The organism is Streptomyces sp. NPDC005551 (genome assembly GCF_042871785.1).
Classification (GTDB): Bacteria; Actinomycetota; Actinomycetes; order Streptomycetales; family Streptomycetaceae; genus Streptomyces.
Genome location: NZ_JBIAJE010000002.1, coordinates 66,974 through 85,742, shown reverse-complemented (window position 1 = coordinate 85,742; position 18,769 = coordinate 66,974). Strand labels below are relative to the sequence as shown.

Below are 18,769 nucleotides of genomic sequence, written 5' to 3'. Positions count from 1 at the left end.
ACAGAGCATGCACACGCCAATATTCCCGTGGCCCACGTCCCCCAACCCGAGGGGTGAAGAGCGGGTGAACTACTGCCGCCCGGCCGCCAGCTCCGCCAATACCCTGTGCAGCGGCTTCGCCGCCCGCTGCCGGTACTCCTGGATCGCCCACCCGTTGCCGTCCGGATCGGTGAAGTACATGAACGTGGCACCGTCCTGCGGCGCGAACGACTGCGGCTCGCTGACGTCGAGGCCGCGCGCCCGCAGCTCCTCGTACGCGGCCTTCGCGTCCTCCACGCACAGCTGCATGCCGTGGTACGTCCCCGGCCGCGGCGTCCCGGTCGGGATCGGCAGTCCGTCGACGAGCGCGATGGAACACCCCGAGCCCGGCGGCGTCAGCTGGACGATCCGCACCCCCTCCATCACCTCGCCGTCCAGATCGACGTGGAAGCCGACCTTGTCGCGGTAGAACTCCTTGGCCCGGTCCACGTCGGTGACCGGCAGCACGATCACTTCGAGGGTCATGTCCACAAATGCATCCCTTCGTCGCACGCCGGCCGGGGCGCCCTCGCGTCCGGCCGGACGGTTCCCCCTCACCGAAGCCCAGGACGGCCCGCCGCGCCACCGCTTGCGCCGAAGGGACCCACCCGGTTCGCGGGTGCCCGCCCCGCAGCCGCCACCGGCCGCTGCGGTTAGGCTCAAGGCCGTACGACCTTGATCCGACAGGAGGCCGAGCATGACGGCGCCGGGGCGCAGAAGCAGTACCTTCACTCGGCTGCTGCGGCACGGTTTCACCGACCCGTCCGCCGCCGAGCGGCTCCTGGACGGCGCCGAGCTGGCGCCCGTCAGGACCGATCCCGTGCTGCTCGACGCGCTGGGCGCGACCGCCGACCCCGATCTCGCGCTGCTCGGGCTGGTCCGGCTCGTCGAGGCGCAGGACGGCCACACCGCCCAGCGGGAGCTGCTGGACACGCTCATCGCGTCCAAACCGCTGCGGGACCGGCTGCTCGGGGTGCTCGGCGCCTCCGCCGCGCTCGCCGACCACCTCGCCCGCCACCCGCGGGACTGGCAGGCCCTCGTGATGTACGAGCCGCGGGACCTCCATCCGGGAGTGGAGGAGTTCGAGCGGGGCCTCGCGGAGGCGGACGACCCCGCCGCGCTGCGTGTCGCCTACCGGCGCTGCCTGCTGTCCATCGCCGCGCGGGACGTCTGCGGCACCACCGACATCGCCCAGACCGCCGCCGAGCTCGCCGACCTCGCGACGGCGACGCTGCGCGCGGCGCTCGAGATCGCCCGGGCCGCGGCGCCCGACGACGGCGCGCTGTGCCGGCTCGCGGTCGTCGCGATGGGCAAGTGCGGCGGCCACGAGCTGAACTACGTGTCCGACGTCGACGTGATCTTCGTCGGGGAGCCGGCGGACGGCGCGGACGAGGGCAAGGCGATCCAGGCGGCCACCCGCCTCGCCTCGCACATGATGCGGATCTGCTCCGAGTCCACCGTCGAGGGCACCATCTGGCCCGTCGACGCCAACCTGCGCCCGGAGGGCCGCAACGGCCCGCTGGTACGCACCCTGAGCAGCCACCTCGCCTACTACCAGCGGTGGGCCAAGACCTGGGAGTTCCAGGCGCTGCTGAAGGCACGGCCGGTGGCCGGGGACCTCGCGCTCGGCGAGGAGTACGTCGCCACCCTCGCCCCCCTCGTCTGGCACGCCGCCGAACGGGAGAACTTCGTCCCCGACGTGCAGAAGATGCGCCGCCGCGTCGTGGAGAACATCCCCGTCGCCGAGGTCGACCGCGAGCTGAAGCTCGGCCCCGGCGGCCTGCGGGACGTCGAATTCGCCGTGCAGCTCCTGCAGTTGGTGCACGGACGGGCCGACACGTCACTGCGCAGCGGGACCACGCTGGACGCCCTGAAGGCGCTGGCCGCGGGCGGCTACGTGGGCCGCGCCGACGCGGTGCAGCTCGACGCCGCCTACCGCTTCCTGCGGACCATGGAACACCGCATCCAGCTCTACCGGCTGCGGCGCACCCACCTCGTGCCCGAGGGCGAGGCCGACCTGCGGCGCATCGGACGCTCGCTCGGACTGCGCACCGACCCGGTCACCGAACTGCACCGCGAGTGGAAGCGGCACGCCTCCGTCGTACGACGGCTCCACGAGAAGCTCTTCTACCGGCCGCTGCTCGACGCCGTCGCCCAACTCGCGCCCGGCGAGGCCCGGCTGAGCCCGGACGCGGCGCGCGAACGGCTCGTCGCGCTCGGGTACGCCGATCCCGCCGCCGCCCTGCGCCACCTGGAGGCACTGGCCTCCGGCGTCACCCGCAAGGCCGCCATCCAGCGGACCCTGCTGCCGGTGCTGCTCGGCTGGTTCGCGGACTCCGCGGACCCGGACGCCGGACTGCTCAACTTCCGCAAGGTGTCGGACGCGTTGGGCAAGACGCCCTGGTATCTGCGGCTGCTCCGGGACGAGGGGGCCGCCGCCGAGAACCTGGCGCGGGTGCTGTCCGCGGGACGGCTCGCGCCCGACCTGCTGATGCGCGCCCCGGAAGCCGTCGCGCTGCTCGGCGACGGCGCCGCGGGCGGACTGGAGGCCAGGTCCCGCGCCCATCTGGAGCAGGAGATCCTCGCCGCGGTCGGCCGGGCCCCCGGCGGCGAACAGGCGGTCACGGCCGCGCGCGGGGTGCGCCGCCGCGAACTGTTCCGCACGGCGGCCGCCGACATCGTCGCCTCCTACGGCACCGAGGAGACCCCGGCCGTGGCCGACCAGGGGGCGCTCGTGGACCGGGTCGGCGCCGCGATCTCGGACCTCACCGCGGCCACCCTCTCCGGGACGCTGCGCGCGGTCGTGCGGGACGGGTGGGGGGAGACGCTGCCCACCCGCTTCGCCGTGATCGGGATGGGCCGGTTCGGCGGCCACGAGCTCAACTACGGGTCCGACGCGGACGTACTGTTCGTGCACGAGCCCCGGGAGGGCGTCGACGAACAGGAGGCCTCGCGCGCCGCGAACGCCGTCGTCTCCGAGATGCGGCGGCTGCTCCAGCTGCCGAGCTCGGATCCGCCGCTGCTCATCGACGCGGACCTGCGGCCCGAGGGCAAGTCGGGACCCCTGGTCCGGACCCTCAACTCCTACGCGGCCTACTACCGCCGCTGGTCCCTCGGCTGGGAGTCGCAGGCCCTGCTGCGCGCCGAGCCCGTCGCCGGCGACGAGGACCTCGGGCGCCGCTTCATCGACCTGATAGATCCGCTGCGGTACCCGGCGGACGGCCTCGGCGACGACGCCGTACGGGAGATCCGCCGGCTCAAGGCCCGCATGGAGTCGGAGCGGATGCCGCGCGGCGCCGACCCGACCCTGCACACCAAGCTCGGCCGCGGCGGCCTGTCCGACGTGGAGTGGACGGTCCAGCTCCTGCAGCTGCGGCACGGGCACACCGAGCCGGCGCTGCGCACGACCCGGACGCGGGCCGCGCTCGCCGCCGCGTGCGCCGCGGGCCTCCTGCCCCAGGAGGAGGCGGGGATCCTGGACGAGGCGTGGGTGCTGGCGACCCGGGTCCGCAACGCGGTGATGCTCGTGCGGGGACGGGCCGGGGACACCTTCCCGTCGGACGGGCGGGAGCTGGCCGCCGTGGGCCGGTACCTGGGGTACGAGAGCGGGCACGTCGGAGACCTGCTGGAGGGCTACCGGCGTACGACGCGACGGGCACGGGCCGTGGTGGACGAACTGTTCTACGGAGGGTGACGCCGGGGACACGGACCGCCGGACGCGAGACGGACCGACGGCGGCGAACCCGGGGTCAGCGAGTCCCGGTCAGGCCTTCAGGGGCCGCCGCAGCGGCCTGCCCGGCTCCGGTACCCGGCGCGGCAGGGTGTACGGCAGGGCGCCGTACCAGGCTCCCGCGACCACGAAGCCGAAGGCCAGGCAGATCATGCCGCCCACCGCGTCCAGCCAGAAGTGGTTGGCCGTGGCGACGATGACCACCAGGGTGGCCGCCGGGTAGAGCAGGCCGAGGACGCGGGCCCAGGGAGCGGAGGCCAGGGCGAAGATCGTGAGACCGCACCACAGGGACCAGCCGATGTGCATCGAGGGCATCGCCGCGTACTGGTTCGACATGTTCTTCAGGTCACCCGACGCCATGGAGCCCCAGGTCTGGTGGACCAGGACCGTGTCGACGAAGGTGCCGCCCATCAGCCGGGGCGGGGCGAGCGGATAGAAGTAGTAGCCGACCAGGGCGACGGCGGTCGTCGCGAAGAGCGCCGTGCGCGTCGCCGCGTACCGGCCGGGGTGGCTGCGGTAGAGCCACACGAGAACACCCAGCGTGACCACGAAGTGCAACGTCGCGTAGTAGTAGTTCATCCCGACGATCAGCCATGTCACCGAGTTCACGGCGTGGTTGACCGACTCCTCGACGGCGATCCCGAGCTGGTGCTCGGCCCGCCAGATCCAGTCGGTGTTGCGCAGCGCCTGCGTCCTCTGCTCCGGAACCGCGTTGCGGATCAGCGAGTACGTCCAGTAGCTCACACCGATCAGCAGGATCTCGAACCAGAATCGGGGGCGGCGCGGGGTACGCAGCCGGCGCAGCAGGGCCCGGCCGGCGCGGTCGTTGGAGCTGTCCGCGACGGACTCGGGAGGGGCCTGCTTCCGGCCTTCCAGTGTCGTCACGGTGATCTCACCCATAAGGACAGAGTCTGCCAGACAAGCCTTCCCCCACCGATCATCCCCTGGTCGGGTTCAGGCCGCATTTCCTGCTCCGCGCGGAGCACCCGGGCTGGACGGTTCTCCCCCTCAGGGACGATTCCGGTCCCCGGGGGCGGAAGCGGTCGACCCCCGCACCACCAGCTCCGGCATGAACACGAACTCGCTGTGCGGCGCGGGTGTCCCGCCGATCTCCTCCAGCAGCGTGCGCACCGCCGCCTGGCCCATGGCCGGCACCGGTTTGCGGACCGTGGTGAGCGGCGGGTCCGTGAAGGCGATGAGGGGCGAGTCGTCGAAGCCGACGACCGAGATGCCCTTCGGCACGTCGAGGCCGAGCTGCCGCGCCGCCCGTATCGCGCCCAGCGCCATCATGTCGCTGGCGCACACCACGGCCGTGCAGTCGCGCTCGATGAGCGCGGCGGCCGCCGCCTGGCCGCCCTCCAGGGTGTAGAGGGAGTGCTGGACGAACCGCTCCTCGATGTCGTCGGGGCGCAGGCCCAGCTGCTCCTGCATCGTGCGCACGAAGCCCTCGATCTTGCGCTGCACCGGCACGAACCGCTTCGGGCCGAGCGCGAGACCGATGTTCGTGTGACCGAGCGAGACGAGGTGGGTGACCGCGAGGCTCATCGCCGCCCGGTCGTCGGGCGAGATGAAGGGGGCCTGCACCTTCGGCGAGAAACCGTCCACGAGGACGAACGGCACGCCCCGGGCGCGCAGCTGCTCGTAGCGCTGCATGTCGGCGGAGGTGTCCGCGTGCAGTCCCGAGACGAAGATGATGCCGGCGACGCCCCGGTCGACGAGCATCTCCGTCAGCTCGTCCTCGGTGGAACCGCCGGGGGTCTGGGTGGCCAGCACCGGGGTGTAGCCCTGGCGGGTCAGCGCCTGGCCGATCACCTGGGCGAGCGCCGGGAATATGGGGTTCTCCAGCTCCGGGGTTATCAGCCCCACCAGTCCCTCGCTGCGCTGCCGCAGCCGGACCGGACGCTCGTAGCCGAGGACGTCGAGGGCGGCCAGGACGGACTGGCGGGTGGTGGCGGCGACGCCCGGCTTCCCGTTCAGGACGCGGCTGACAGTCGCCTCACTGACCCCCGCCTGGGCTGCGATGTCGGCAAGCCGTGTGGTCACGGGATTGGACTGTACCGGCCGGGTCTCCCGTTGCCCACCAACCAGGCGCCGTGCGCGGCCGGTTGAACGGCTCGCTCCGGGCTGCTGCGTCATCGGGCTCCCTCGTGTTCTGGTCGGCTCGGCGTCCCGCGCGTGCGCCGCGGGAAGGGGTGGCTCCTGCAAGGCGCTGACGGGCCGATGATCCTCGTATACGGCTGCCCTGGCAAGAGCTTGCAGAGTCTTGCACAGGCGGCCGGGAGTCCGCTGATCGGCCCGGTACGGGGCCCGCGGACCACCGTCGAGAGGTCACGGCGGCGTAACTCTCGACGGTCCTTGCAGTTTTTTGCTGCAAGCTCTTCCGTGGCCGCTTACAACGCTGTTACGTTCACGTCGCCCGGCGGACGCAACGGCGCAGTCGGCAAGTCGGCAAGGGGTGCGGGCGGGACCGCTTCCCAACCACTCGGGCTTCACCCTCAAGGAGATCTCATGCGGCGTGGCATAGCGGCCACCGCTCTGGTGGCGTCGATCGCCCTTTCGGCGACGGCGTGCGGCGGCGACGACAGCGGCGACAAGTCGGACGGCCCCACCACCATCACGTGGTGGGACACCTCGAACGCCACCAACGAGGCCCCGACGTACAAGGCCCTCGTGAAGGAATTCGAGAAGGCCAACCCCGACGTCAAGGTCAAGTACGTCAACGTGCCGTTCGACCAGGCGCAGAACAAGTTCGACACCGCCGCCGGCTCCAAGGGCGCCCCGGACCTGCTGCGCTCCGAGGTCGGCTGGACCCCCGCCTTCGCGAAGAAGAGCTACTTCCTGCCGCTCGACGGCACCGAGGCTCTCGCCGAGCAGGACAAGTTCAAGTCCAACCTGATCGAGCAGGCCAAGTACGACGGCAAGACGTACGGCGTGCCGCTGGTCACCGACACCCTCGCGCTCGTCTACAACAAGGCGCTCTTCGAGAAGGCCGGCATCAAGGAAGCGCCCACGACGTGGGCCGACCTGAAGACCGCCGCCGCCACGGTGAAGAAGAAGACGGGCGTCGACGGTTACTGGGGCTCCACCCAGGCCTACTACGCCCAGTCCTTCCTCTACGGCGAGGGCACCGACACGGTCGACGCCGACGCCAAGAAGATCACCGTCGCCTCGCCCGAGGCCAGGAAGGGCTTCCAGACCTGGCAGGGCCTGTTCAGCGGCAAGGGCCTGCACAAGGCCGACACGACCGCCGACGCGTACGCCCACATCCAGGACGCGTTCGTCAACGGCAAGGTCGCCGCGATCGTCCAGGGTCCCTGGGAGATCACGAACTTCTACAAGGGCTCGGCCTTCAAGGACAAGGCGAACCTCGGTATCGCCACCGTCCCGGCCGGCTCCACCGGCAAGGCGGGCGCCCCGACCGGCGGCCACAACCTCTCCGTCTACGCGGGCTCGGACAAGGCCCACCAGGACGCCTCGCTGAAGTTCGTGAAGTTCATGACCTCGGCGAAGTCCCAGGAGACGATCGCCCTGAAGAACTCGACCCTGCCGACGCGCGACGACGCCTACACCGCCGACGTCAAGGCCGACCCGGGCATCGCCGGCTACCAGACGGTGCTCGCCGCCGCCCAGCCGCGCCCGGCGCTGCCCGAGTACAGCTCGCTGTGGGGTCCGCTCGACACCGAACTGCCGAAGATCGCCGGCGGCAAGGAGTCGCTGGACAAGGGCCTGAGCAACGCGGAGACCGCGATCGCGAAGCTGGTCCCCGACTTCAAGAAGTGACCCCGCGTGGCCGTCGGATCCGCCTGCACCGGGGGACGGATCCGACGGCCATCCGGCCTGTGCGCCCCGGCCGAGCCGTCGCGGGGGCCGGGCGTGCGACCTACTCCTGAACTTGCAGAAGGTGTCGAATCATGACAGTCGCCATCGACAGAGCGACCGGCGAGCGGCGTGGTGACCGCGGGCGCCGGCCAGGCCGGATCGAGCGCATCCGGCACTCGTACCAGAAGTACTGGTACGCGTACGCGATGATCGCCCCGGTGGTCCTCGTGCTCGGCGTGCTGGTGCTCTACCCGCTGGCGCGGGGCCTCTACCTGACGCTGACGGACGCCAACAGCCTCAACTCGGCGCGCACGATCGGCGTCAACCACATCGACGCCACCTACGAGTTCATCGGCCTCGACAACTACGCCGACATCCTGTGGGGCCCGACGTCGTACGACCGGTTCTGGTCGCACTTCATCTGGACGATCGTGTGGACGGCGCTCTGCGTCACGCTGCACTACGTCATCGGCCTCGGCCTCGCGCTGCTGCTCAACCAGAAGCTGCGCGGCCGCACCTTCTACCGCCTGCTGCTGGTCCTGCCTTGGGCCGTGCCGACGTTCGTCACCGTCTTCGGCTGGCGTTTCATGCTCGCCGACGGCGGCGTCATCAACTCCGTGCTGGAGTCGGTGCACCTGCCGACACCGCTGTGGCTTGAGGACACCTTCTGGCAGCGGTTCGCCGCGATCATGGTCAACACCTGGTGCGGTGTGCCGTTCATGATGGTCTCGCTGCTGGGCGGCCTTCAGTCCATCGACTCCACCCTGTACGAGGCCTCCGAGATGGACGGCGCCAACGCCTGGCAGCGGTTCCGGCACGTCACCCTGCCGGGTCTGCGGTCCGTCAGCTCCACCGTCGTGCTCCTCGGCGTCATCTGGACGTTCAACCAGTTCGCCGTCATCTTCCTGCTGTTCGGCAACACCGCCCCGGACGCGCAGATCCTCGTCACCTGGGCCTACTACCTGGGCTTCGGCCAGCAGCCGCGTGACTTCGCGCAGTCGGCGGCCTACGGCATCCTGCTGCTGACCATCCTGATCGTCTTCACCTCCTTCTACCGCCGCTGGCTGAACCGCAATGACCAGCAGCTCGCGATCTGAGGCGGGAGCCCTATGAGCACCACGACCCTTCCGACGTCCGCCCCGGCGGACCAGGTCTCCCCGGGCCACGCTCCGCGCAGGGGTCCCCGGCGGGGAGAGAACACCCGCGCCGGCTCCGTCGTGTCCCACGGCGTCCTGATCGTCGCGAGCCTGATCGCGCTCTTCCCGATCGCCTGGCTGGTCTACCTGTCCCTCGGCCCGGACAAGGACGACTACCTCCACCCCGGGCGCATCTGGGACAAGATGACGTTCGACAACTACGCGTTCGTGCTTCAGCACACGAACTTCTTCGCGTGGATGAAGACCTCGCTCATCGTCTCGCTCGGCACCTCGGCCATCGGCGTCATGGTCGCCGCCACCACCGGCTACGCGGTCTCCCGCATGCGCTTCCCCGGCTACCGGAAGTTCATGTGGGTGCTCCTGGTCACCCAGATGTTCCCGATCGCCGTCCTGATCGTGCCGATGTACCAGATCCTGTCGGACCTCCAGCTCATCGACAGCTACCTGGGCCTCATCCTGGTCTACTGCTCGACCGCGGTGCCGTACTGTGCCTGGCTGCTCAAGGGATACTTCGACACCATCCCCTTCGAGATCGACGAGGCGGGCCGCGTCGACGGGCTGAACCCCTTCGGCACGTTCCTGCGGCTGATCCTGCCGCTCGCCAAGCCGGGCCTGGCCGTGGCCGCCTTCTACAGCTTCATCACCGCGTTCGGCGAGGTCGCCTTCGCCTCGACGTTCATGCTGTCCGACACGAAGTACACCTTCGCCGTCGGCCTGCAGAGCTTCGTCAGCGAGCACGACGCGCAGCGCAACCTCATGGCCGCCACGGCGGTGCTGGTCGCCATACCCGTCTCCGCCTTCTTCTACCTTGTGCAGAAGAACCTGGTGAGCGGCCTGACGGCGGGCGGCACCAAGGGCTGACGCCCGCCACGCCAGGACTCCCGCGCGCACCGCGCGCGGGTGGCGGCCGCGACGCCCATCCGACCCCGCCGGCGTCGCGGCCGCCTCATCACCCGCTTCCATGACCCGAACTGCTCCCCCCGCTCCCGGCCCCGGCCGCCCGGGGGGACCCCCATCGCATCAAGGACGCCATGAGCCAGCACTCCACCGACCAGGCCCCGACCTCCGCTCTCGCCACCGTCGCCGCACACCGCGACTGGTGGCGCGACGCGGTGATCTACCAGGTCTATCCGCGCAGCTTCGCCGACAGCAACGGCGACGGCATGGGCGACCTGGAGGGCGTACGTTCCCGACTTCCGTACCTGCGCGACCTCGGTGTCGACGCCGTGTGGCTGAGCCCCTTCTACGCCTCGCCGCAGGCCGACGCCGGCTACGACGTCGCGGACTACCGCGCCGTCGACCCCATGTTCGGCAACCTCCTGGACGCCGACGCGCTGATCCGCGACGCCCACGGGCTGGGCCTGCGGATCATCGTCGACCTGGTGCCCAACCACTCCTCCGACCAGCACGAGTGGTTCAAGCGCGCGCTGCGGGAGGGCCCCGGCTCGCCGCTGCGGGAGCGCTACCACTTCCGGCCCGGCAAGGGCCCGGACGGCGCACTGCCGCCCAACGACTGGGAGTCCATCTTCGGCGGCCCGGCGTGGACCCGGGTCACCGAGCCGGACGGCACCCCCGGCGAGTGGTACCTGCACCTCTTCGCACCCGAGCAGCCAGACTTCAACTGGGAGCACCCGGCGGTCGGCGACGAGTTCCGCTCGATCCTGCGCTTCTGGCTCGACATGGGCGTCGACGGCTTCCGCATCGACGTCGCCCACGGGCTGGTGAAGGCCACGGGCCTGCCGGACCTGGGATCCCACGAGCAGCTGAAACTGCTGGGCAACGATGTCATGCCGTTCTTCGACCAGGACGGCGTGCACGACGTCTACCGGCAGTGGCGCACGATCCTCGACGAGTACGCGGGCGAGAGGATCTTCGTCGCCGAGGCGTGGACCCCGACCATCGAGCGCACCGCCAACTACGTGCGCCCCGACGAACTGCACCAGGCCTTCAACTTCCAGTACCTCGGCACCTACTGGGACGCGGCCGAACTGCGCTCCGTCATCGACCGCACCCTGGACTCGATGCGCCCGGTCGGCGCCCCCGCCACCTGGGTGCTCTCCAACCACGACGTGACCCGGCACGCCACGCGCTTCGCCAACGAGGCCGGCCTCGGCACGCAGATCCGCACCGCGGGCGACCGTGAGCTCGGACTGCGGCGGGCGCGGGCCGCGACCCTGCTGATGCTGGCGCTGCCCGGCTCCGCGTACCTCTACCAGGGCGAGGAGCTCGGCCTGCCGGACGTCGTGGACCTGCCGGACGAGGTGCGCCAGGACCCCGCGTACTTCCGGGGCGCCGGGCAGGACGGATTCCGCGACGGCTGCCGGGTGCCGATCCCGTGGACCCGCGAGGGCTCCTCGTACGGCTTCGGCGACGGCGGCAGCTGGCTCCCCCAGCCGGCCGGCTGGGGCGAGCTGAGCATCGAGGCGCAGACGGGAGTGGCGGGCTCCACCCTGGAGCTGTACCGCACCGCGCTGGCCGTGCGGCGTGAGCGCGCCGACCTCGGGGCGGGCGACGCCGTCGAGTGGCTGCCGGCACCCGAGGGCGTACTGGCCTTCCGCCGCGGCGACTTCGTCTGCACGGCGAACACCGGCGCCGCGTCCGTGACGGTCCCGGCGTACGGGCGGGTGCTGGTCTCCAACGGTGCGGTGACCGTCGTGGACGACGAGGTGAAGCTGCCCGCGGACACCACCGTCTGGTGGGGCGTCTGACCGAACGGGTGAGCTTCCTGTGCCTCGGCGGGCAGGGGTGAGGGCGGGCCAAGGGGCCGTACCGCGAAGCGAGTTGGAATTTCTTGCGACATCTTGCTGAAACTTGTCGGCAAGCGCTACGGTCCCGATCACACCGGCGTTGTTCAGTCCGCAACCTCCGGTCCCCGCACCTCCCCCACCCGCACGACGAAGTGCAGGAGATCACATGGCCAGGAGAACTCTGGCCGCCATATCCGTCCTCGCGGCGGGCATGGCGGCCTCGGTCACCCTTCCCACAGGAGTGGCCCAGGCGTCCCCACCCGGCACCAAGGACGTCACCGCCGTCCTCTTCGAGTGGAAATTCGACTCGGTCGCCAAGGAGTGCACCAGCACCCTCGGCCCGGCCGGGTACGGATACGTCCAGGTGTCCCCGCCCGCCGAGCACATCCAGGGCGCGCAGTGGTGGACCTCGTACCAGCCCGTGAGCTACCGGATCGCCGGCCGCCTCGGTGACGCCACCGCCTTCCGGAACATGGTCAGCACCTGCCACGCGGCGGGTGTGAAGGTCGTCGCCGACAGCGTCGTCAACCACATGTCCGCCGGCTCGGGCACCGGCACCGGCGGCTCGTCCTACACGAAGTACAACTACCCCGGCCTGTACTCGGCCAACGACATGAACGACTGCACGGCCACCGTCGGCAACTACGGCGACCGTGCCAACGTGCAGAACTGCGAGCTCGTCGGGCTCGCCGACCTGGACACCGGCGAGGAGTACGTCCGCGCCACCATCGCCGGCTACCTCAACTCCCTGCTCGGCTACGGCGTCGACGGCTTCCGCATCGACGGTGCCAAGCACATACCCGCCGCCGACCTCGCGAACATCAAGTCCCGGCTGACCAACCCTTCCGCCTACTGGAAGCAGGAGGTCATTTACGGTTCGGGCGAGGCCGTCCAGCCCGGCGAGTACACCGGCAACGGCGACGTCCAGGAGTTCCGCTACGCCTACGACCTCAAGCGGGTCTTCAACAACGAGAACCTCGCCTACCTGAAGAACTACGGCGAGGGCTGGGGCTACCTGAGCAGCGGCGTCTCGGGCGTCTTCGTCGACAACCACGACACCGAGCGCAACGGCTCCACGCTCAGCTACAAGGACGGCGCCACCTACACCCTGGCCAACGTCTTCATGCTCGCCTGGCCGTACGGCGCACCGGACATCAACTCCGGTTACGAGTTCTCGGACGCGGACGCGGGACCGCCCAACGGCGGTACGGTCAACGCCTGCTGGCAGAACGGCTGGAAGTGCCAGCACGCCTGGCCCGAGATCAAGTCCATGGTGGCCTTCCGCAACGCCACCCGCGGCCAGGCCGTCACCAACTGGTGGGACAACGGCGGCGACGCCATCGCCTTCGGCCGGGGCAGCAAGGGCTTCGTGGCCGTCAACCACGAGTCCGGCTCGCTGAGCCGCACCTTCCAGACCTCCCTCGCCGCCGGGACGTACTGCAACGTGCAGAACAACACGACGGTCACGGTGAACGGTTCCGGCCAGTTCACGGCCACCCTCGCGGCCAACACGGCACTGGCGATCCACGTCGGCAAGTCCAGCTGCTGACTCCCCGCACCACGCGCCACGGCCCGGCCCGCCGCCCCACGGCGGGCCGGGCCGTGTGCTGGACCACCCTCCGGACCGGGCCCGCTGTGAAACTTCTTGCCGCTGCTTTCAAGACTCTTGCTGTAAAGCTTGCGTGAGCGGTACGGTCACGCCGGCGCCCGGCACAGAAGCCGGGCCGCGGTGGTGGGGTCGGACCCAATCGAGCCGTATTCGCTAGGAGTTCACGCCTGTGGCCCTGATACCGAGATGGCGGGCGCCCGGGGCGCGCCGCGCCGCGCACTCCGGACTGACCCCGCACCGCGGACGGCTCGCCGCCGTCGTCGTGGGCGCCCTCGCGGCCGCCCTCGTGCAGCCCGTCGCGGCCCACGCCGCGGCCCCGCCCCCGCCGCCGTCCGACGCGCGACTGGCCGCCGAGCCGTCCCGGCACGACGCCACCCGCGAGCAGTTCTACTTCGTCCTGCCGGACCGCTTCGCCAACGGGGACACCTCCAACGACCGCGGCGGCCTGACCGGGTCGCGCCTGTCGACCGGCTACGACCCCACCGACAAGGGGTTCTACCAGGGCGGCGACCTCAAGGGCCTGACCAGCAGGCTCGACTACATCAAGGGCCTCGGCACCACCGCCATCTGGATGGCGCCGATCTTCAAGAACCAGCCCGTGCAGGGTGCGGGAGCCGACGCCTCCGCCGGCTACCACGGCTACTGGATCACCGACTTCACCCGGGTCGACCCGCACTTCGGCACCAACAAGGACCTGAAGATGCTGATCTCCAGGGCCCACGCCAAGGGCATGAAGGTCTTCTTCGACGTCATCACCAACCACACGGCCGACGTCGTCGACTACGAGGAGAAGTCCTACGGCTACCTCTCCAAAGGCGCCTTCCCTTATCTGACGAAGGACGGCGAGCCGTTCGACGACGGTGACCACGCGGACGGCACGAAGCCGTTCCCGCCGGTCGACCGCGACTCCTTCCCGCGCACGCCGGTCGTGCCCGCCGCGAAGAAGAACGCCAAGGTCCCCTCCTGGCTCAACGACCCGACGATGTACCACAACCGCGGCGACTCCACCTTCGCCGGCGAGAGCTCCACGTACGGCGACTTCTCCGGCCTCGACGACCTGTGGACCGAGCGTCCCGAAGTCGTGCGGGGCATGGAGCGGATCTACGAGAAGTGGGTCGGCGACTACGGCATCGACGGCTTCCGGATCGACACCGTGAAGCACGTGAACATGCAGTTCTGGACGCAGTGGGCGACGGCGCTCGACGCCTACGCGAAGAAGCGAGGCCGGGACGACTTCTTCATGTTCGGCGAGGTGTACTCCGCAGACACGTCCGTCACCGCGCCGTACGTGACCCAGGGGCGCCTGGACTCCACACTGGACTTCCCCTTCCAGGACGCGGCCCGCTCGTACGCCTCCCAGGGCGGCAGCGCCAGGAAGCTGGCCGCCGTCTTCGGGGACGACTACAAGTACACGACGGACAAGGCCAACGCGTACGAGCAGGTCACCTTCCTCGGCAACCACGACATGGGCCGCATCGGATCCTTCCTCAAGCAGGACAACCCGAAGGCGAGCGACGCCGAACTGCTGAAGAAGGACCGCCTCGCCAACGAGCTGATGTTCCTCGGCCGCGGGAACCCCGTCGTCTACTACGGCGACGAGCAGGGCTTCACCGGCGCGGGCGGCGACAAGGACGCCCGCCAGCCGATGTTCGCCGCGAAGGCCGCCGACTACCTCGACGACGACGAACTGGGCACCGACCGCACGCACGCGAGCGACGCCTACGACACGAGCGCCCCGCTCTACCGGCGGATCGCCGCACTCGCCGAGCTCCGCAAGGACAACCCGGCGCTCGCCGACGGCGTCCAGACGGAGCGGTACGCGGCCGACGGACCCGGGGTGTACGCCTTCTCCCGCACGGACGCGAGGACCGGCGTCGAGTACGTCGTCGCCGTGAACAACGCCGACGAGAAGCGCGAGGCGACCTTCGCGACGGGCTCGGCGGACATGCCGTTCCGCGGGATCTACGGGACCTCCTCCGTCGTGACCAGTGACGCCGAGAAGAAGGTGACGGTCACCGTCCCGGCCGGATCCGCCGTCGTCCTGAAGGCGGCGGGCAGGCTCGCCGCCCCCGCGGCCGAGCCGGCCCTGACCCTCAAGTCCCCCGCCGCGGGCGCGACCGGCACCGTCGAAGTCTCCGCCGACGTCGAGGGCGGCCGGATGAACCGGGTCGTCTTCGCCGCCCAGGTGGGCGACGGAAAGTGGCGCACCCTCGGCTCCGCCGACCACGCCCCGTACAAGGTCACCCAGACCGTCGGCGAGGACGTGCCCGCCGGCACCGCCCTGCGCTACAAGGCGGTCGTCGTCGACTCCGCCGGACGCACCGCGAGCGCGACGGCCACGAGCACCACCGGGACCCCGCCCGCCGCCGAGGTGCCCACCGCCTCCTCACGGAACTACGCGGTCGTCCACTACAAGCGCCCCGACGGCGACTACACCGACTGGCGGCTGTACGCCTGGGGCGACCTCGCGGACGGCGAGTCCACGAGCTGGCCCGCGGGGCACGACTTCGTCGGCCGGGACGCCTACGGCGCTTTCGCCTACGTCAAGCTGAAGCCGGGCGCCTCCTCCGTGGGCTTCCTCGTCATCGACAAGGACGGCAACAAGGACGTCTCCGCCGACCGCACCATCGACGTCACGAAGACCGGCGAGGTCTGGGTCGAACAGGGCAAGGAGGCCCTCCGCACGGAGCGGCCCGACGGCCCGGCGCCGGACAGGTCCAAGGCGGTCCTGCACTACCACCGCGCCGACGGCGACTACGACGGCTGGGGCCTGCACGTGTGGACCGGCGCCGCGAACGGCACGGACTGGTCCAAGCCCCTGGAACCGGCCAGGAAGGACGCGTACGGCGCCGTCTTCGAGGTGCCGCTCGCCGAGGGCGCCACCAGCCTCAGCTACATCCTGCACAAGGGCGACACGAAGGACCTCCCCACCGACCAGTCCCTCGACCTCACGGCGGACGGCCACGAGGTGTGGATGCTGGGCGGCCAGGAGAAGTACCTGCTCCCGCAGCCCGCGGGCAGTGCCGCCGCACTCGACCCGACCACCTCCAAGGCGGTGTGGATCGACCGCGACACGGTCGCCTGGAACGGCGCCGACGGGGCCGCCTCGACCCAGCTCCTCGCCTCCCGCCACGGTTCGATCACCGTCGAGAACGGGACGCTGACCAGCGACGACGAGCGCTGGCTGCGGCTGTCGAAGACCAGCCTCACCGACGCGCAGAAGGCCCGGTTCCCGCACCTGAAGGGGTACACGGCCTGGTCCGTCGACCCGCGCGACCGCGACCGGGTGCGCGCCGCCCTGCGCGGCCAGGTCGTCGCCTCCCAGCGCGCCGCGAACGGCGCGGTACTCGCGGCGACGGGCGTGCAGCTCGCCGGCGTACTGGACGACCTGTACGACGCGACGAAGGCGCACCTCGGACCCACGTTCCACCGGGGCCGGCCGACGCTGGCCGTATGGGCGCCCACCGCACAGTCGGTGCGCCTCGAACTCGGCGGCTCCACCGTCGCGATGAAGCGGGACGACGCCACCGGAGTCTGGTCCGTCACCGGGAAGAAGTCCTGGAAGAACCAGCCCTACCGGTACGTCGTCGAGGTGTGGGCGCCGACCGTCCGCAAGGTGGTCACCAACAAGGTCACCGACCCGTACTCCGTCGCCCTGACCGCCGGCTCCGCGCGCAGCCTCGTCGTCGACCTCGCCGACCGGTCCCTCGCGCCCGCCGGCTGGTCGTCCCTGAAGAAGCCGAAGGCGGTGCCGCTTAAGGACGCCCAGATCCAGGAGCTGCACATCCGGGACTTCTCCGTCGAGGACCGCACGGTGAAGGCCGCCGACCGGGGCACCTACCGCGCCTTCACCGACCGGGACGGCGACGGCTCGAAGCATCTCAGGGAACTGGCCGCGGCCGGCACGTCGTACGTGCACCTGCTGCCCGCCTTCGACATCGCCACCATCCCCGAGAGGAAGACCGGCCGCACGAGCACCGGCTGCGACCTCGCCTCGTACGCGGCCGACTCCGAGAAGCAGCAGGAGTGCGTGGCGAGGACCGCCGCCGAGGACGCCTACAACTGGGGCTACGACCCGTACCACTACACGGTCCCCGAAGGCTCCTACGCGAGCGACCCCGACGGCACCCGGCGCACGGTCGAGTTCCGCGACATGGTCAAGTCGCTGAACAAGGACGGCCTGCGGGTCGTCATGGACGTCGTCTACAACCACACCGCGGCGAGCGGCCAGGCCGACACCTCCGTGCTCGACCGGGTCGTGCCGGGCTACTACCAGCGGCTCCTGGCCGACGGCTCGGTGGCCACCTCCACCTGCTGCGCGGGTACGGCGACCGAGAACGCCATGATGGGCAAGCTGGTGGTCGACTCCATCGTCACCTGGGCCCGGGAGTACAAGGTCGACGGCTTCCGCTTCGACCTCATGGGGCACCACCCGAAGGCCAACATCCTCGCGGTCAGGAAGGCACTCGACGCGCTCACCCTCCGCAAGGACGGCGTCGACGGCAAGAAGATCGTCCTGTACGGCGAGGGCTGGAACTTCGGCGAGGTCGCCGACGACGCCCGCTTCGTGCAGGCCACCCAGAAGAACATGGCAGGCACGGGCATCGCGACCTTCTCCGACCGGGCCCGGGACGCCGTGCGCGGCGGCGGCCCCTTCGACGAGGACCCCGGCGTCCAGGGCTTCGCCTCCGGCCTGTACACCGACCCCAACTCCTCCACCGCCAACGGCACCTCGGCCGAGCAGAAGGCACGCCTGCTGCACTACCAGGACCTCATCAAGGTCGGTCTGAGCGGCAACCTCGCCGCATACCGCTTCACCGACTCCGGCGGCAAGGACGTCAAGGGCTCCGAGGTCGACTACAACGGCGCGCCCGCCGGATACGCCGACGCACCGGGCGACGCCCTCGCCTACACCGACGCGCACGACAACGAGTCGCTGTTCGACGCGCTGACGTACAAGCTGCCCGAGGGCACCCCGGCTGACAGCCGGGCCCGTATGCAGGTCCTCGCCATGGCGACGGCGGCCCTCTCCCAGGGGCCTTCGCTCTCCCAGGCCGGCTCGGACCTGCTGCGCTCCAAGTCGCTGGACCGCAACTCCTACGACAGCGGCGACTGGTTCAACGCCGTCCACTGGAACTGCGAGGACGGCAACGGCTTCGGGCGCGGGCTGCCCCCGGCCGCCGACAACAAGTCCAAGTGGCCCTACGCCAAGCCCCTGCTGACATCGGTCGAGGTGGGCTGCGAGCAGATCGAGGGCACCTCGGCCGCGTACCGGGACCTGCTGAGGATCCGTACCACCGAGGACGCGTTCCGGCTCGGCACCGCGGGCCGGGTCCAGTCGGAGCTCTCCTTCCCGCTGTCGGGCAAGGACGAGACACCCGGCGTGATCACGATGGAGCTCGGTGACCTCGTCGTCGTCTTCAACGCGACGCCCGAGAAGCGGGAACAGACGGTCCACGCCCTGGCCGGAACGGCGTACGCGCTGCATCCGGTGCAGGCGGCGGGCGCGGACGCCACCGTCAAGCGCGCCGCCTACACGGCCGGATCCGGCACGTTCACCGTCCCGGCCCGCACCGTCGCGGTGTTCGCCCGCACCTCGCGCTAGCGGTGCGGGCGGTGGGGGCGGGCCCGCGGGCCCGCCCCCACCGGTCCCCGGCGCGGGGCTGCGCGCGGGCCCCCGTCCAGGGAC

At 70.7% G+C, this 18,769-nt stretch carries 10 protein-coding genes; 7 read left to right on the top strand and 3 right to left on the bottom strand.

Annotated elements, in window-relative coordinates; all coding sequences use genetic code 11:
• Positions 1-69: 69 nt before the first annotated feature.
• Positions 70-510: a VOC family protein gene (locus ACFYP4_RS04605; protein ID WP_388782813.1), complete on the bottom strand. Its 441-nt coding sequence runs from the start codon at positions 508-510 to the stop codon at positions 70-72.
• Positions 511-715: 205 nt separating this feature from the next.
• Here ACFYP4_RS04605 and ACFYP4_RS04600 point away from each other — a divergent pair, with 205 nt between their 5' ends.
• Positions 716-3,712 (top strand): bifunctional [glutamine synthetase] adenylyltransferase/[glutamine synthetase]-adenylyl-L-tyrosine phosphorylase, encoded by a 2,997-nt coding sequence (locus ACFYP4_RS04600; protein WP_388782810.1) that lies wholly within the window; start codon positions 716-718, stop codon positions 3,710-3,712.
• Positions 3,713-3,781: 69 nt separating this feature from the next.
• Here ACFYP4_RS04600 and ACFYP4_RS04595 read toward each other — a convergent pair whose 3' ends face one another.
• Positions 3,782-4,648: a phosphatase PAP2 family protein gene (locus ACFYP4_RS04595; protein ID WP_358851630.1), complete on the bottom strand. Its 867-nt coding sequence runs from the start codon at positions 4,646-4,648 to the stop codon at positions 3,782-3,784.
• Between the two features lie 108 nt (positions 4,649-4,756).
• Positions 4,757-5,791, bottom strand: coding sequence for a LacI family DNA-binding transcriptional regulator (locus tag ACFYP4_RS04590; protein WP_358851631.1), 1,035 nt, complete (start codon positions 5,789-5,791; stop codon positions 4,757-4,759).
• Between the two features lie 465 nt (positions 5,792-6,256).
• Here ACFYP4_RS04590 and ACFYP4_RS04585 point away from each other — a divergent pair, with 465 nt between their 5' ends.
• The 6 genes from ACFYP4_RS04585 (at position 6,257) to pulA (ending at position 18,685) form a co-directional block, all read left to right on the top strand.
• A complete protein-coding gene (locus tag ACFYP4_RS04585; protein WP_358851632.1) occupies positions 6,257-7,528 on the top strand; it encodes an extracellular solute-binding protein in 1,272 nt (423 codons plus the stop codon).
• Between the two features lie 131 nt (positions 7,529-7,659).
• The gene (locus ACFYP4_RS04580) at positions 7,660-8,664 is read left to right on the top strand and encodes a sugar ABC transporter permease (RefSeq protein WP_358851633.1); all 1,005 of its coding nucleotides are present in this window, start codon (positions 7,660-7,662) and stop codon (positions 8,662-8,664) included.
• A 12-nt stretch (positions 8,665-8,676) separates the two neighbouring features.
• Positions 8,677-9,585: an ABC transporter permease subunit gene (locus ACFYP4_RS04575; RefSeq protein ID WP_358851634.1), complete on the top strand. Its 909-nt coding sequence runs from the start codon at positions 8,677-8,679 to the stop codon at positions 9,583-9,585.
• Between the two features lie 170 nt (positions 9,586-9,755).
• Positions 9,756-11,432, top strand: coding sequence for a glycoside hydrolase family 13 protein (locus ACFYP4_RS04570; RefSeq protein ID WP_358851635.1), 1,677 nt, complete (start codon positions 9,756-9,758; stop codon positions 11,430-11,432).
• Positions 11,433-11,637: 205 nt separating this feature from the next.
• Complete coding sequence (locus ACFYP4_RS04565; RefSeq protein ID WP_358851636.1) at positions 11,638-13,020, top strand: alpha-amylase family protein; 1,383 nt, start codon at positions 11,638-11,640, stop codon at positions 13,018-13,020.
• Between the two features lie 235 nt (positions 13,021-13,255).
• Positions 13,256-18,685, top strand: coding sequence for a pullulanase-type alpha-1,6-glucosidase (gene pulA, locus ACFYP4_RS04560; protein WP_388783803.1), 5,430 nt, complete (start codon positions 13,256-13,258; stop codon positions 18,683-18,685).
• Positions 18,686-18,769 lie beyond the last annotated feature (84 nt).